This window comes from Streptomyces sp. NPDC088194 (genome assembly GCF_040702025.1).
Classification (GTDB): Bacteria; Actinomycetota; Actinomycetes; order Streptomycetales; family Streptomycetaceae; genus Actinacidiphila.
In genome coordinates this window covers 1-15,249 of the sequence record NZ_JBFBIV010000073.1, presented here as the reverse complement: position 1 = coordinate 15,249, position 15,249 = coordinate 1, and the positions used below count along the sequence as shown (strand labels likewise).

Genomic DNA, 15,249 nt, shown 5'->3' with positions numbered 1-15,249 from the left:
GTCCTTACGCCGCCAGGTCCTTGTCGGTGGAGCTGTGCCGGACCTTGCGTGGGCCCAGCCGCCTGGCCGCGGGGGCGGCGCGCGGTGAGGAACGGACCAGGACCGCGGCCCGGCCGCGGGCCACCCCGGTGGTGAGCCGGGTGAGCAGCGCGAGGGCGGGCGCGGTCAGCAGCAGCACGGTGGCGGCGCCGAGCGCGAACCCGCCGATCACGTCGGTCGGGTAGTGCGTGCCGACGTAGATGTCGCAGAAGCCCTCGGCGAGCGCGGCCAGCAGCGCGATCACGCCGAACCTGCGGTCGACGGTGAACAGCCCGACCGCGATGGCGGCGATGACGGCGCTGCGCACGCTGACGAAGGAGTAGCCGCCGTCGTGGACCAGCACATGGAGGCCGTCGTGGTCGGCGTAGGGACGGGGCCGCTGGACGAAGGCCCGGATCGGCAGGTCGAGCAGCGTCGCGATCCCGGCCGCGAGTCCCGACCACAGCACGCCGGCGACCGCGGCCGGCGCGTCCTCGGCCCGCCGGGCCACCCGCCACCAGCACCAGACGGCCAGCAGCAGGGCCAGGGCGACCAGGCCGTATCCGCCGGCCCACGCCACGGCCCGGTCGACGCCGTGCGAGGCGTGCCCGGACAGGCCGTTGATCCCGCGCAGCAGGCTGACGTCGGGGTTCACGGTGTCGCCTGTGACCTTCGCCATCGGGTCCACCCCTCGTCGGGCAACGCAACTGGAACGTGCGTTCACGGTCGGCTCGTGCGCAACCCCCGTCGCTTGCGTCTCGCGCCATTCTCCCCCGTACAACGGTCGGCACACTACGTAGCGTTCCGGTCTTCGCCAGATGATCACCATGCTGTTATGCAAGGGTGACCAGGGGGAACGGTCGAACGGCCGGAAACCCCCCAGCCTTGGGGCCGAGCATCACCCTGCGCACTCGCCACACGGGTGTCACCCGTCACAGGCCCCGGAGGCGACGGTCCGTCAGGACGGGGACGACGCCGGCGACGAGGTGGGCAGCGCCTGCGCCCCGCTCTCGGTGACCCGGGTCGCCCCGATGTAGTCGGGCGAGTCGATCGGGTCGAACCGGATCACCGCGCCGGTGTGCGGCGCGTCGATCATGTAGCCACCGCCCACGTAGATCCCGACGTGGTGGATGGAGCGCGGGTCACTCAGATCGTAGGCGAAGAAGACCAGGTCGCCCGGGAGCAGTTCGGCCCGGCTCGGGTGCGGCCCGGCGTTCCACTGGTCGTTGGCCACCCGCGGCAAGGTCACCCCGACCGCGTGGTACGACGCCTGCGTCAGCCCCGAGCAGTCGAAACGGCCGCCCTGCGCCGCCGTCCCCTCCCCGCCCCACAGGTACTTGGTGCCGAGCTTCGACTGCGCGTAGGTGATCGCGCCCGCGGCCTGCTCGGTCGGCTCCAGCCGCGCGACCGGCGCCGCGAAGCTCTGCGCCAGGGAGCGGATGGTCTTCACGTAGTTCTGCGTCTCGGCGTACGGCGGGACACCGCCGGCCTTGATCACCGCGTAGGCGCCGGCGTTGTAGGAGGCGAGCATGTTGTCGGTGTTGTCGCCCGGCACGTCCTTCACGTAGGCGGCGAGCTGGCAGTCGTACGTGGCGGCCGAGGGGATCGCGTCCTGCGGGTCCCACACGTCGGCCTTGCCGTCGCCGTTGCCGTCGATGCCGTGGGTGGCCCAGGTGCCCGGGATGAACTGCGCGATGCCCTGCGCGTCCGCCCCGCTCTGCGCGTGGGCGTTCCACCCGCTCTCCTGGTAGAGCTGCGCGGCCAGCAGCGACGGGTTGAGCGACGGGCACAAGTCGCCCCACTTCGCCACGATCGGCTCGTACTCGGCCGGCACCGAACCCTTGGCCAACGTCACCGCCTGCCCGTTCTCGCCGTCCGACAGCCCCGCGGCGGCCGAGAACGTGCCCACCACGAGCAGCGCGAGGAACGAAAAGCACAGGCCCAGAGCGATGATGACGATGAGCCAGATCCGGCGCACGAGGTCCCCACCCTTCCGATCCTTGTACGATCCCGCCCTCTTCGTTGCCCTACGGTGATGCTCGTGATACACACAGTAGTCGTCTGTGTCCCTCGAACACCGGTCCGTCCCCAGTCTGACGGGTGCGGGCCGGATCACACGGACGATCCGCCGAGAAAGTCGCCCAGTCGACATCCAACAGCGGATTCCTCCGTCAAGATAGATGATGGCCCCTTGCGCCCCGGCGAGGGAGTCAACTGATCGAGCGGGGTGGTGAGTTACATGTTTCTGGCAGCGGCGAAGGGCGACATCAACACCATCATCGGTGGCATCGCCCCGGACTGGGGACCCTTCGGTTCCCTCGGCAACGAAGCGCGTGTGATGGTCGAGGTGGTCATGGCGGTGGCGATCCTGCTGTGCCTGGCCCTGGCCATCTGGGGCGCGGCCAAGCAGCGGATCGGCGCGACCGCGCTGCGCGACACCTTCAGCGCGGAGCAGGGCAAGGGACTGATCATCGCCGGTCTGACCGGCGTGTTCATCATCGGTTCCCTCGGCACGCTGTTCACCATCGTCTACGGGATGGCGATCTAGCCCGGCCCGACCGGAACCGCCGGACCGTCCTCCCGGCACCCCCGGGTGCCACTGTTCCCCTTACGGAGCCCGTCCCAGGCTCCACCGTCCCGACCGAGGCTGCGTGCTGATGCCCACTCAACCAAGCAGCGCTGTCGTCCTCCGCGACACGCTCCGCCGTGACACGCGCCGCCGCGCCGTGCCCGCGGCATCCCGGGGGGCGACCGCACGATGAGCCTCGGCCAGGACGGCCCCCCGACCCGGACCCGGATGCCCGAGGGCCACGGCACGCACGGCCAGGCCGGGCGACGTCCGCAGCCGCGGCGCGCGCTGGCCACGGTGGTCGGCGTCGTCGTCGTGCTCGTCGCGGCGCTGGCGTTCGCCACCCGCGGCGGCGGGTCCTCGTCCTCCACCGACGACGCCGGCTCCGGCTCCGGCGGGAGCGGCGGCGCGGGCTCCTCCGCGAAGAGCTCCACCTCCGCCACCGCGCCCACCGGCGAGAGCCCCGTCACCGGCAAGTCCGGCGGCATCCCCGCCGGGTTCGCCCACACCCAGCAGGGCGCCCAGTCCGCGGCGGCCAACTACGCGGTCGCGCTGGGCGGCGTCGACATGTTCAACACGACCGCCCGGCACCGGATCGTGGCGACCGTGTACGCCCCCTCGGCCACCGGGACCCTGCAGGGCTCGCTCGACCAGGCGTACTCCACGGGCGCGATAAAGGCCCTCGGCCTCAACCCCGACGGCTCCGCGCCCCAGGGACTGACCCTCGTCTCCCGGACGATCCCGGTCGGCACGAAGACCACCGCCGGCACCGCGGACGCGGCCACCGTCGAGGTCTGGTGCACCGCGCTGGCCGGCCTGGCCGGCAAGGACTCCACCAAGCCCGTCACGGCCTCCTGGTTCACCATCACCGAGAAGCTGGTGTGGGACACCTCGGGCACGTCGGGCGGCAGCGGCGGGGACTGGAAGATCGCCTCCTCCAGCCAGCAGGACGGGCCCGCGCCGGTCAGCGGAGACCAGCAGATCGCCACGGCGGACCAGATCGCGGGTGCCGTACAGCAGTACGGAGGGTTCACCTATGCGAGGTAGCGGCCGCGCCCGGCTCCTCCCCCTGTCCGCAGTCGTCGTCACGCTGCAGACGGCGCTGTGGACCCTCGCGACGCGCGCGATGGCGGACCCCTCGGCCACGCCGACGCCGTCCGGATCGGCCAAACCGACCAGCGATCCGTGCAAGTACGTCGCGAGCCCCGCCAAGGCGTACTGCGAGGGCACCCCCTCCAGTACCCCGAAGACAGGCACCAGCCCCACCGATTCCCTCGACCCCCTCGCCTCCCTCGGCAAGGGCTGCGCCGAAGCCGCCTCCTGGACGATCGACAAGCTCTCCACCGCGGTGACGAAGACGACCGAGGTGGACTTCACGAACACCGAGTTCCTGCGGCAGTACGCCGTGGTGTTCGCCGCCTCCACGATCCTGACCCTGATCCTGTGGCTGCTGGCGGTGGCCAAGCGCGCGGTGCGCGGGGTGCCGATGACCGAGGCGCTCACCGAGGCGGTCGGCTTCCTGTGGCTGACGGTGCTGGCCTCCGCCTTCACCCCGCTGGTGCTCTACACCGTGGTCTCGGCGACCGACGCGGTCACGGACGTGATCTCGTCGGGCACCAAGTCGAACACCGACGTGTTCTTCGGCTCGTTCTCCGGCGCCCTGAAGAAGGGCAACGACATCGGCGGCGGCCCGGTCATGCTGATCGTGGTCTCCCTGGTGTCGGTGCTGGCCGCGGGTGTGCTCTGGCTGGAACTGGTGATCCGCGCCGCGCTGCTGTACGTCGGCGCGCTGCTGGGCACCGCGGTCTACGCGGGCCTGGTGGACAAGAACATGTGGCACCACGTCAGGCGCTGGGCGGGCATCATGATCGCGGTGATCCTGGTGAAACCCGTGGTCGTGATCGTGCTGGGGCTGGCCGGCGCGCTGTCGGGGTCGAAGAACGGCCCGAACTCGTTCTCCGCGGTCGTGTCGGGTCTGGCGATCATCCTGCTGGCGATCTTCGCCAGCGCGATGATCTACCGGTTCGTGCCCGGCTTCGGCGACGACGTGGTGAGCCTGCGCAACAACCGCAAGGCCAGCGGCCAGAGTTCAGCGGCCGCGGTGATCTCCTCGCCGGCCGCGCTGGTCCGTCAGGGCATCACCACGCACAGCGCCCGCGGCGGCCCGCAGGAGCAGGCCCAGGGCGGCGGCCAGCCCGCCAACCCGGTGGCCGGCGGTATGGCCGCGCACAGCACCCGCGGCGGCGGTGCGGGCGGCTCGGGCGGTTCCGGCAGCGGCTCCAGCGGCGGCTCCGGCGGCAGCGGCCCGCTCAGCGGCTCCCCGTACCGGTCCGGCTCCGGCCCGGCGTCGGGTTCGAACAAGGGCTCTTCCCAAGGAGGTGAGCGCCGGTGACGACCCAGCCGTTCACCCAGCCGCGCCGCACGTATCTGATCGGAAAGGCGCGGCCGAACGCCATCGTCGGCAAGAACCGGGAGACCGGCGAGATCGCGCTGATCATCGTCGGGGCGGCGCTGGGCATGATGTCCGGCCTGCTGATCCCGGTGCTGCTGCTGCGCATCGTCGGCCTGGTCGGCTGGCCGGTGCTGGCGCTGGCCGCGGTGTACATGCCCTACCGGCGGCGTACGTTCTACCGCTGGTTCGAGATCAACCGGGCCTACCGGCGGATGCTGCGGGTCGCGCCGGCGTACCGCTCCTCGGCGCAGGAGGCCGGCACCCGGATGGACGGGCGGGAGATCGAGGTCGGGCCGCCGCCGGGGATCGGCCGGATCACCTGGCTGGCCGCGCCGTTCGGGCCGGACGAGATCGCGGTGCTGCTGCACGTGGACCGCCGTACGGTCACCGCGGCGATCGAGATCGAGGGCCCGGGCGTGGGCCTGCGCGACAGCGAGGACCAGGAAGCCCTGGTGGAACGCTTCGGCACCCTGCTGAAGCACGTGGCCAACGGCGACGGCTTCGTGACGCGGCTCCAGATGCTCGCCCGCACGCTGCCCGCCGACCCGGACGCGCACGCCAAGGACGTGGCGCAGCGCGGCGAACCGGACGCGCCACGCTGGCTGCAGGACTCCTACGACCAGCTCCAGTCGATGGTGTCGACCTCCTCCGAGCAGCACCGCGCCTACCTGGTGGCGTGCATGCACTTCACCCGCGAACTGGCCGCCGAGGGCAACGCGATGGCCCGCGCGACCGTCGCCCGCGGCACCCGGGTGGACAAGGACGCCGGCCTGGCCGCGGTGATGGCCCGCGAGCTCAACGACATCTGCGCCCGCCTCGCCGAGGCCGACATCCGGGTCCGGCAGCCGCTCGGCCAGGCCCGGCTGTCGTCGCTGGTGCACTCGATGTACGACCCGGACCACCCGATCGACCACATCCAGGCGATGACCCGCCGCAACGCGTGGCCGGCCGAACTGGACGCCACCGAGCCGACGTTCCTCCAGGCGAAGACCCGGGAGTCGAGCACGCGCGCGCCCTGGCACCACGCCACGGCGTGGGTGAAGGAGTGGCCGATGACGCCGGTGGGCGTCAACTTCCTCGCGCCGCTGCTGGTGCACACCCCGGACGTGATCCGCACCGTCGCGGTCTGCATGGACCTGGAGCCCACCGACGTGGCGATCGAGCGGATGCTGACGGAGAAGACCAACGACGACGCCGAGGCGAGCCGGGCCGCGAAGATGAACCGGGTGGTGGACCCGCGGGACGTGGCCCACCACGGCCGGATCGACCAGCGCGGCGAGGACCTGGCCAGTGGCGCGGCCGGGGTGAACCTGGTCGGCTACATCACGGTGTCCGCGCGCTCCCCGGAAGCGCTGGCGCGCGACAAGCGCACCATCCGCGCTTCCGCCGGTAAGTCGTATTTGAAGCTCGAATGGTGCGATCGTGAGCACCACCGGGCATTCGTCAACACGTTGCCGTTCGCTACCGGCATCCGCCGCTAGCCCGCCCGGAGGAGGAGGCCACCGATGCCCATGCTGGACCCTCTGGCTGCGATCACGGACGCGTTCACCAGCTTCCTGTTCGGCCGGGTGGAGACCACCCGGCTGCCCGTCCGCACGTCCACCGGCCAGGCGCAGGCGGTGTACCTGCCGACCGCCGCGCCCGGCCTCGGCGACTCCGGTGTGATCATCGGACGCGAGGTGTACTCCGGGAAGGGGTACATCTACGACCCGTTCCAGCTCTACGGCCAGCAGCTGCCGGCCCCGCACTGGCTGGTGCTCGGCGAGTCCGGCAACGGCAAGTCGGCGCTGGAGAAGACCTATGTGATGCGGCAGTTGCGGTTCAAGGACCGGCAGGTCGTGGTCCTGGACGCGCAGGGCGAGGACGGCGTCGGCGAGTGGAACCTGATCGCCCAGTCGCTGGGCCTGACCCCGATCCGGCTGGACCCGATGGCGGCGCTGGACGGCGGGATCAAGCTCAACCCGCTGGACCCGGCGATCACCGTCACCGGGCAGCTCGCGCTGCTGCGCACCATCATCGAGGTGGCGCTGGGCCGCGGCCTGGACGAGCGGTCCGGCTTCGCGCTGAAGGTCGCGCACACCTACGTCGCCGAGTCGGTGACGGACCGCCAGCCGATCCTCACCGACATCGTGGAACGGCTGCGGCACCCGGTGCCGGAGTCCGCCGAGGCGATGAACGTCGACCTGGACGACGTACGCGCGTGGGGCCTGGACGTGGCGCTGGTGCTGGACCGGCTGGTCGACGGCGACCTGCGCGGGATGTTCGACGGGCCGACGAGCGCGGGCATCGACCTGGACTCGCCGCTGATCGTCTTCGACCTCTCGCACATCGACCGGAACTCGATCGCGATGCCGATCCTGATGGCGATCGTGGGTGTGTGGCTGGAGCACACCTGGATCAGGCCGGACCGGAAGAAACGGATCTTCCTGGTCGAGGAGGCATGGCACATCATCAACTCGCCGTTCGTGGCGCAGCTCTTCCAGCGGCTGCTGAAGTTCGGCCGGCGGCTCGGCCTGTCGTTCGTGGCGGTGGTGCACCACCTGTCCGACGTGGTCGACGGCGCCGCCGCCAAGGAGGCGGCGGCGATCCTCAAGATGGCCTCCACCCGCACCATCTACGCCCAGAAGGCCGACGAGGCGAGAGCCACCGGCCGCGTCCTGGGCCTGCCGCGCTGGGCGGTGGAGATCATCCCGACCCTCACCCCCGGCATCGCGGTCTGGGACGTCAACGGCAACGTACAGGTGGTCAAGCACCTGATCACCGAGGCGGAGCGGCCCCTGGTCTTCACCGACCGGGCGATGACGGAGTCCTCGCAGGACCACATGGCCGGGATCGAGGCCGAGGCGGAAGCGGAGGCCGAGGCCCGGGCCGAGGCGCACGCGGCGCAGGTCGCCCTCGCCAAGCACATGGCAGACGACGCGGTGGCGTGAGGTCATGGCGGCGCGCACGAAGGAGAGTTCGGGGGGCCTGCCCGACGGCCTGATCGTCGGGATCATCGGCCTGCTGCTCGGCGTGACCCTGCTGGTGTGGACGGCGACCGGGATCTCCGGGGTGCTCGCGCACGGCGGCTGGCCGCAGGGCGTGCACTTCACCCGCACCCCCCGCGCGATGCGGTACCTGGTCACCCAGCCGCACGACATGGCCGCCGCATGGCCGCAGGTGCCCCGCGGGCAGTTGCCGGGGGCCGGGCTGTTCTGGTGGGTGCTCATCGGGGAGATCGTGGCGCTGTTCTCCTTCGCGATGTGGGTGCTCAACGCGGTGGCCCGGCTGCGCGGCAAGCGCCCGCCGCGCACCCGGACTCCCCGCCGCGCCAGGGCCGCACGCGTACCGCGACCCGCCGCGGCCGACGACGCGTACACGTACGACGAAGAGGACGAGGACGGCGCCGAGCAGGACGCGGCGCTCGCGGCCGGCAAGGGGGCCCGGACGCCGGCGGGCGAGGACGGCGCCGATCCCGCGGACGTCCCCGAGCCGCGCCACCACGCCGCCCCGCAGCCGTACGCCCGCTCCGGCGAGGAGAGCCTGGACGCCTGGTTCCGTACGGTGCCGCGGGCGGTGCCGCCCGGCGCCCCGGCGCCCGAGGACGCGCCCACCACGCAGTTCCCGCCGGTGCACGCCGAGGGCCTGGTGCCCGCCGGTGCCTCGCCGGCGGCCGCTCCCCCGCCACCGGTGACGGCCGCCACCCCGCTGGCCGCGCTCGCCGACGGCGAGGTCACCCGCACCTACGCGCTGTTCGCCGAGCCGCGCGGCGACAAGGCCAAGCGCGTGGTGCAGCCCGCCGTGCTGGCCGCGGCCGGACCGGTCGTGGTGACCACCGCGGACCCCGACACCTACCACCAGACGGCCGGGAACCGGGCGAAGCTCGGGCCGGTGCACGTCTTCGACCCGGCCCACCTGGTGGACGTGCCCGGGCGGCTGCGGTGGGCGCCGCACGGCGGGTGCGAGCGGCCGGACACCGCCCGGATACGCGCCGCCGCGCTGCTCGCGCCGCTGCGTACCGCCCGCGCCGACGAGGCGATCGTGCACGACGCGGCGGTGACGCTGCTGCGCTGCTGGCTGCACGCGGCCGCCGTGGACGGGCGGCCCTTCCGGCAGGTGCAGCGCTGGGCCGCGGGCGGGGCGAGCGCCGGGGAGGCGGTGCGGGTGCTGCGCAGCGACCGCGACGCCGCGTCCGGCTGGAGCGGCGAGCTGGAGTCGGTGCTGCACGCGCACCCCGAACGCCGGGACGCGGCACAGGCGTTGATCCGGCACACCCTCGAACCGCTCAACTCGGTGCACATCCGCGACGCGTGCACACCCGCCAAGTCCGGTGGCCTCGACCTGGAGTCATTCACCTCCGAACGGGGAACGCTCTATGTGGTGGGCGAACGGATCGAGGACCCGCGTTCCCATCCGGGTGCGATGCCCCTGCTGACCGCACTCGTCTCCAGCGTGGTCGAGCACGGCCGGCGCATGGCCGCAGGGTCACCCGCCGGTCGGCTCGACCCACCAATGACGTTCGTCCTCGACGACGTGGGCGCGCTCGCCCCGACCCCCGACCTGCCCGTGCTCCTCGCCGAGGGGCACGCCGCCGGGCTGCCGACCCTCGCGGTGCTGCGCTCGCCCGAACAGGGCACCGCGCGCTGGCAGTCACCGCTGTGGCAGCAGGCGGACATGCGGCTGGCGCTCGGCGACGCGACCGCCGAAGCGCTGCCGCCGGCCGTGCCGGACGCGGTCCGCATCCGCTGAGCCGGCCGGCCGCGCACGCGGCCCGGGGCCCGCACCCGGTTCCCCGGTGGCGGCTCAGTCCCGCGGCCGGGGCGGGGCCACCGACCCGCGCAGCACCGTGTGCGTGCCGAGCAGGTGCCGGCTCTGCGCGAGGGCGCCCGAGCCGCCGCCCTCGCCGCGGACCGCCTTCTCGGCGAGCGCCAGCCGCACCGACTCCCGGCCCAGCTCGTACGCGGGGATGTTGACCGTGGTCAGCGGCGGGTTGAGGTCCTGGGCGAGGTCGTCGTTGTTGTAGCCGACGACGGAGACGTCCTGCGGGGTGCGCAGGCCGTACTCGCGCATCGCCGCCATCGCGCCCGCCGCGAGCTGGTCGTCGCCGGCGAAGACCGCGGTGAACTCCGGGCGGCCGCCGCAGCCGGCGAGGATACGCCGCATCTCCGCGTAGCCGCGCGCGCGGCCCAGGCCCATCCCGTCGATCCGCTCGGCGGCCGGCCCGAGGCCGTGGTCGGCCAGCGCCCTGCGGTAGCCGGCGATCCGCGGCTCGACGGTCGAGTGGCCCGGGATGATGCCGAGGTAGAGGATGTCGCGGTGCCCGGCCGCCAGCAGATGGCTGACCGCCGCGTACGCGCCGGCCTCGTTGTCGTACTCGACCACCAGCACCGGCATGTCGGGGCCGGGCGCGGGCCGCCCGCACAGCACCAGCCGGGAGTCGGCGGCGGCCAGGCCGTGCGCGTACTCGGTCAGCCGGGCCCGGTAGCGGTCGTCCTCGACGGCGCCGCCGACCAGCACCACGAACTCGGCGCGCTGCTCCCGCATCATCTGCACCAGCGCCAGCTCACGAGCCTCGTCCCCGCTGTGGCTGCACACCATGCACAGCCGGCCCCGGGCCGCCGCCTCCTGCTCCACGCCCTGCGCGACGCGGGCGTAGAACGCGCTGTCCACCGAGGAGACGATCACCGCGACGGTCTTCGGGCCGGTGCCGGCCAGCGCCCGGGCCCGGCCGTCGATGACGTAGTCGAGGTCCTTCACGGCCCGCAGCACCTTCGCGCGGGCCGCGGCGGACGTCGGGTAGTTGCCGGCCAGCACCCGGGAGACGGTGGCGACGGACACGCCTGCGCGGTCGGCGACGTCACGGATGGTCCGCCTGCCGCTGCCGCGCCCGGTCGCGCCCTGCCCCGCACCCGCGCCGGCACCCGTTCCCGCCCTGGCGCCCGACCCGGCGCCCGGCCCTGGTGAACTCTCCGCCATCCCCGCCATCCGAAGTCCCGTCGCAGCCGCCGCGCACCGCCGCGCCGCCGCCCAGCGTACTGGTGCCCCACCGGGCGGGGACGCTCCATGGCCGGCCGGCCCGGCGGTCGGCCACGATCGCGGGGAAAAGGGCACGCGGTCCTTGAACGCGATGACGTTTCCGGCCATCGCGCCGTACCGGAAGACCGGGAAGCAGACCGGCCCCGGCCCCGTCAGCACCAGCAGGACCAGGTCCCGCCGCAACCGTTTACGGCGGGCGCCACGAGCCCTGCGGCGCTCAGGGTGACACTGAATCTAAACCGGTTACTACGACAGATCAACCCCTCTGCCCGCCAGCCTCGCAGCTGAGCACAGCCGCCGCGAATGGCTGAACTTCGCGCACACCACGGCCGAATCGAGTCGCTCGGCGCGCCAGGCGCAGCAACGGGCGTTGACGCCACATGAGCGCCGACCTAGGCTTTGATCGTTGTGAAGTAACCGATTACACGAACCGGCGGGCGAGCGGGTGGCCCGTCGGCGACACGACCGACCGGCAGACCGGGCGGCCCGACCGACGCGGTGACTCGGCGGTTCGGTCGGCAGTACGTCGGGCACGTCGCAACCGGGGGCGCCACACGGCCCGCGCGCACGACGGGGACGACAGGCACCGCCCGAACCACGAGCACGACCACCACACGCGAGGAGCAGACATGGCGGAGCGGCCGAAGCTGGTGCTGGCGATGAAGCCGGACGTCCTGGACCTGGTCCTGCCCGCCTCGCTGCGCGCCCGGCTCGACTCGCTCGCCGACGTCCACCCCGGCCTGGTCACCGACCCGGCCGACCCCGACGCGGCCGACGCCCTCGCCAACGCCCAGGTGCTGCTGACCGGTTGGGGCTGCCCGGTCCTCGACGCCCCGACGCTCGACCGCATGCCGCGGCTGGCCGCCGCCATCCACGCGGCCGGCAGCGTACGCAGCCACACCACTCCCGAGGTCTGGGCCCGCGGCATCGCGGTCTCCTCGGCGGCCGACGCCAACGCGGCGCCGGTGATCGAGTACACCATGGCCACGATCTGGTTCGCGTCGCACCGCGCGCTCGGCACCGCCGCGGAGTACGTCGCCGGGTGCCAGCCCGCCTTCCGCCGCAGGCAGGGCGCCGACGGCGCGACCGTCGGCGTGATCGGCGCGTCCCGGATCGGCCGGGGCGTCATCGCGCGCCTGCTCACCGCCACCGCGGGCTTCCGGGTGCTGCTCGCCGACCCCTACGTGACCGCGGCCGAGGCCGACGCGCTCGGGGTCACCCTCGTCGACCTCGACGACCTCTGCGCGCAGAGCGACATCGTCACCGTGCACGCGCCCGACCTGCCGGAGACCCACCACCTGCTCAGCGCGCAGCGGCTCGCCCTCCTCCGGGACGGCACGTCCGTCATCAACAGCGCGCGGGGGCGGATCGTCGACACGGACGCGCTCACGCGCGAGTGCGGGACGGGCCGGATCGACGCGTACCTCGACGTCACCGAGCCCGAGCCGCTCCCCGACGGCCACCCGCTTCTGCTCATGCGGAACGTGCTGGTCACCCCGCATATCGCGGGATGCCAGGGCAGCGAGGTGCAGCGGCTCGGCGCCTACGCGGTCGACGAGGTCGAGCGCTGGCTCAAGGGGGAGCCGCTGCTCGGCGGCGTCCAGGCCGCCGATCTGTCGCGGATCGCCTGAGGGGACGCCCCGGGCGCCCCCGTCCGTCCCGCTCCTCAGCGGGGGCGACGCAGCTTCGTCAATTATTGCCGCACTGGCAATCTTGCCGCGACGGCAAGGTTATTCTAGGCTGCCCGCATGGCACCCGCAGATGATGAGCCGCCGACGACCGCGCACCCCGAACCCGGCCTCCGCGAACGCAAGAAGCGGGAGACCCGGGTCGCCTTGAGCCAGGCGGCGATCCGCCTGTGCGTCATCCACGGCTGGGCCGACGTGACGGTCGACCGGATCGCCGCGGAGGCGAACGTCTCGGTCCGCACGTTCCGCAACTACTTCTCCGGCAAGGCGGAGGCGATCGCCGCCAGCCACCTGGAACGGATGCAGCGGGTCGCCGACGACCTGCTCGCCCGCCCGGCCGGCGAACCGCTGTGGGACGCGCTGTTCCACGCCGTGGTGGGCCGGTTCGTGCCGTCGGACGACTCCGCGCCCCAGAACGAGCGGTGGCGTGAGGGCGTACGGCTGATGCTGGCCGAGCCCGCGCTGGCCGGCGAGATCGTGAAGGCGAACGCGGCGGCCCAGCGGGAGCTGGCCACGGCCGTCGCCCGGCGCACCGGCACCGATCCCGAGCGGGACGTCTACCCGCAGCTGGTCGCCGCCGTGGTCGCGGCCGGCAGCGCGACAGCCGTCGAACACAGCCTGCGCGCGCCCGAACCCGTACGGCTCAGCGCGGTCCTCGCCGAGGTCTTCGAGCAGTTGGCCGCCGGCCTGCCGGTCCCGTAGCCGGAAGCGGCGACCGGCCCGCTCCACTGCGGTGCCGCCCCTTTCCCGTCCGCACCAAGGAGACATGACCGTGACAGCCGATGTGATCATCGTCGGGGGCGGGCCGAACGGGCTGATGCTCGCCTGCGAACTGGCCCTGGCCGGCATCCGCCCGACCGTACTGGAGCAACTCCCGCAGCCCGGCACCGAACCCAAGGCCAACGGCTTGCTCGGCCAGGTGGTACGCCTGGCCGACCACCGCGGCCTGCACGAACCGCTCAGCGGCAGCCCGGAACCCCCGCGGCCGAACTCCGCGTACTTCATGTTCGCCGCGATGGGCCTCGATCTCGGCCTGCTGGACGCCAGCCCGGTCTTCGGGCTGGCCGCCCCGCAGCACCGCATCGTCCAGGTCCTGGAGGAGCGCGCCCGCGAGCTCGGCGTCGACCTGCGGCGCGGACACCGGGTCGGCGCCGTCGCCCAGGACGACGCGGCCGTCACCCTCGACGTCACCGGCCCCGAAGGCGACCAGCAGTTCCGCGCCCGCTACGTGGTCGGCGCGGACGGCGCGCACAGCGTGATCCGCAAGCTGTCCGGGATCGGGTTCCCCGGCGTCAGCTACGACCGCCGCACCAACCGCACCGCCCACGCCACTCTCCCCGCCGGGTGGATCGACCCGGCCAACGGCGCCCTCACCGTCCCCGGCCACCCGCCGGTCCTGCCCTTCCTGCCCCACCGCACCGACCAGGGCGGCTTCTCCTACGCGCCGTTCCCCGGGCAGCCGCCGCTGGTCAGCACCACCGAGTGGGACCAGCCCGCGACGGACGAACCGATGACCCTGGCCGAGATGGAGTCGAGCATCCGGCGGGTGCTCGGCGTCGCCCTGCCGCTCGGCGCGCCGGACGGCACGGGCCCGCACGTGCTGCGGCGGCTGAACGGCGGCAACACCCGCGTCGCCGACCGGTTCCGCGACCGCCGGATCTTCCTCGTCGGCGACGCCGCCCACGTCTACACCTCCGGCGGTGGCCCCGGCCTCAACCTCGGCCTCCAGGACGCCGCGAACCTCGGCTGGAAGCTCGCCGCCGCGCTGCACGGCACCGCCCCCTCCGGCCTGCTCGACAGCTACGACACCGAGCGCCGCCAAGCCGCCCGGCGCATGGTGCTCAACGCAGAGGCCCAGTCCGCACTCACCGCACCGGGCAGCGACACCACCGCCCTGCGCGAACTCTTCACCGAACTGCTCACCCGCAAGCAGGTCGTCCAGCACCTCGCCGACCTCACCGCCGGTACCGACGTCCGCTACGACATGGGCCTCGCCGACCCCCACCCCGCGGTCGGCTACTTCGCCCCGGAGTTGACGCTGATCACCGCAACGGGAAAGGTCCGGCTCGCCGAACTCGCCCGCACCGCACGTCCCTTGCTCCTCGACCTAACCGAGGACCGGTCACTGTCGGCCGCCCTCCCAGCCGGCCTGTCAGCCGTCGACCTGGTCACCGCCCGAAGCGCCGACCCGGCCGGCGACCTCACCGGCCTGCTCATCCGCCCCGACGGCTACACCACCTGGGCCTGTGCCTCCCCCACCCCGGCCCCCGAGGACCTGACCGCCCTGCGCACGTCCCTCGCCCACTGGTTCGCCGCCTGACCGACCCCACCCCGCACGACGACTCGGCCCCGCAAACGGTGCCGAAGGCGGTGCCGAAAGCCGTGGATAAAGCCGTGGGGGCGGGGGGGGAAGAGGGTAGTGCGGGGGGGCGGTGTTCGCAGTCGGGAGGAAGGGGGGGGGGGCCGGGGGCGAGGGGGGGGGGGGGGGAGCGGACGCGCCGCGCGGC

12 protein-coding genes are annotated in these 15,249 nt (G+C 73.2%); 9 read left to right on the top strand and 3 right to left on the bottom strand.

Going from position 1 to position 15,249, the window contains the following annotated elements:
- Positions 1-4: 4 nt before the first annotated feature.
- Positions 5-697 (bottom strand): phosphatase PAP2 family protein, encoded by a 693-nt coding sequence (locus tag AB0399_RS30400; RefSeq protein WP_366413531.1) that lies wholly within the window; start codon positions 695-697, stop codon positions 5-7.
- A gap of 279 nt (positions 698-976) precedes the next feature.
- Entirely contained in the window at positions 977-1,996 is a 1,020-nt protein-coding gene (locus tag AB0399_RS30395) for a bifunctional lytic transglycosylase/C40 family peptidase (protein ID WP_366413530.1), read from the bottom strand.
- Between the two features lie 261 nt (positions 1,997-2,257).
- Between AB0399_RS30395 and AB0399_RS30390 the strand changes: the two genes are divergently transcribed.
- The 6 genes from AB0399_RS30390 (at position 2,258) to AB0399_RS30365 (ending at position 9,767) form a co-directional block, all read left to right on the top strand.
- Entirely contained in the window at positions 2,258-2,566 is a 309-nt protein-coding gene (locus AB0399_RS30390) for a hypothetical protein (protein ID WP_328467452.1), read from the top strand.
- Between the two features lie 210 nt (positions 2,567-2,776).
- Complete coding sequence (locus AB0399_RS30385) at positions 2,777-3,634, top strand: hypothetical protein (protein ID WP_366413529.1); 858 nt, start codon at positions 2,777-2,779, stop codon at positions 3,632-3,634.
- On the top strand, positions 3,624-4,979 hold the full coding sequence (locus AB0399_RS30380; RefSeq protein WP_366413528.1) for a hypothetical protein: 1,356 nt from the start codon (positions 3,624-3,626) through the stop codon (positions 4,977-4,979). Before AB0399_RS30385 ends, AB0399_RS30380 begins: the two co-directional genes overlap by 11 nt.
- A complete protein-coding gene (locus tag AB0399_RS30375; RefSeq protein ID WP_329366304.1) occupies positions 4,976-6,520 on the top strand; it encodes an SCO6880 family protein in 1,545 nt (514 codons plus the stop codon). Before AB0399_RS30380 ends, AB0399_RS30375 begins: the two co-directional genes overlap by 4 nt.
- 30 nt (positions 6,521-6,550) lie before the next feature.
- Positions 6,551-7,969 carry an ATP-binding protein gene (locus AB0399_RS30370; protein WP_328467444.1) on the top strand — a complete coding sequence of 473 codons (1,419 nt, stop codon included), beginning with the start codon at positions 6,551-6,553 and terminating at the stop codon, positions 7,967-7,969.
- 4 nt (positions 7,970-7,973) lie between these two features.
- Positions 7,974-9,767, top strand: a complete 1,794-nt coding sequence (locus tag AB0399_RS30365; RefSeq protein WP_366413527.1) for a type VI secretion protein — start codon at positions 7,974-7,976, stop codon at positions 9,765-9,767.
- A 54-nt stretch (positions 9,768-9,821) separates the two neighbouring features.
- Here the strand turns inward: AB0399_RS30365 and AB0399_RS30360 are convergent, their stop codons facing one another.
- A complete protein-coding gene (locus AB0399_RS30360) occupies positions 9,822-10,994 on the bottom strand; it encodes a LacI family DNA-binding transcriptional regulator (protein ID WP_366413526.1) in 1,173 nt (390 codons plus the stop codon).
- Between the two features lie 689 nt (positions 10,995-11,683).
- Here AB0399_RS30360 and AB0399_RS30355 point away from each other — a divergent pair.
- The 3 genes from AB0399_RS30355 to AB0399_RS30345 all read left to right on the top strand — a co-directional run bounded on the left by AB0399_RS30355 (position 11,684) and on the right by AB0399_RS30345 (position 15,062).
- The gene (locus AB0399_RS30355) at positions 11,684-12,685 is read left to right on the top strand and encodes a hydroxyacid dehydrogenase (RefSeq protein WP_366413525.1); all 1,002 of its coding nucleotides are present in this window, start codon (positions 11,684-11,686) and stop codon (positions 12,683-12,685) included.
- A 117-nt stretch (positions 12,686-12,802) separates the two neighbouring features.
- A complete protein-coding gene (locus AB0399_RS30350) occupies positions 12,803-13,444 on the top strand; it encodes a TetR family transcriptional regulator (protein WP_329366312.1) in 642 nt (213 codons plus the stop codon).
- Between the two features lie 64 nt (positions 13,445-13,508).
- The gene (locus AB0399_RS30345) at positions 13,509-15,062 is read left to right on the top strand and encodes an FAD-dependent monooxygenase (protein ID WP_366413524.1); all 1,554 of its coding nucleotides are present in this window, start codon (positions 13,509-13,511) and stop codon (positions 15,060-15,062) included.
- Positions 15,063-15,249 lie beyond the last annotated feature (187 nt).

Excerpts from the sequence above, each read along its gene's own strand:
- AB0399_RS30400 (WP_366413531.1), bottom strand. The coding sequence starts at position 697 with ATGGCGAAGGTCACAGGCGACACCGTGAACCCCGACGTCAGCCTGCTG.
- AB0399_RS30390 (WP_328467452.1), top strand. The coding sequence starts at position 2,258 with ATGTTTCTGGCAGCGGCGAAGGGCGACATCAACACCATCATCGGTGGC.
- AB0399_RS30385 (WP_366413529.1), top strand. The coding sequence starts at position 2,777 with ATGAGCCTCGGCCAGGACGGCCCCCCGACCCGGACCCGGATGCCCGAG.
- AB0399_RS30380 (WP_366413528.1), top strand. The coding sequence starts at position 3,624 with ATGCGAGGTAGCGGCCGCGCCCGGCTCCTCCCCCTGTCCGCAGTCGTC.
- AB0399_RS30370 (WP_328467444.1), top strand. The coding sequence starts at position 6,551 with ATGCTGGACCCTCTGGCTGCGATCACGGACGCGTTCACCAGCTTCCTG.
- AB0399_RS30365 (WP_366413527.1), top strand. The coding sequence starts at position 7,974 with ATGGCGGCGCGCACGAAGGAGAGTTCGGGGGGCCTGCCCGACGGCCTG.
- AB0399_RS30360 (WP_366413526.1), bottom strand. The coding sequence starts at position 10,994 with ATGGCGGAGAGTTCACCAGGGCCGGGCGCCGGGTCGGGCGCCAGGGCG.
- AB0399_RS30355 (WP_366413525.1), top strand. The coding sequence starts at position 11,684 with ATGGCGGAGCGGCCGAAGCTGGTGCTGGCGATGAAGCCGGACGTCCTG.
- AB0399_RS30350 (WP_329366312.1), top strand. The coding sequence starts at position 12,803 with ATGGCACCCGCAGATGATGAGCCGCCGACGACCGCGCACCCCGAACCC.
- AB0399_RS30345 (WP_366413524.1), top strand. The coding sequence starts at position 13,509 with ATGACCGTGACAGCCGATGTGATCATCGTCGGGGGCGGGCCGAACGGG.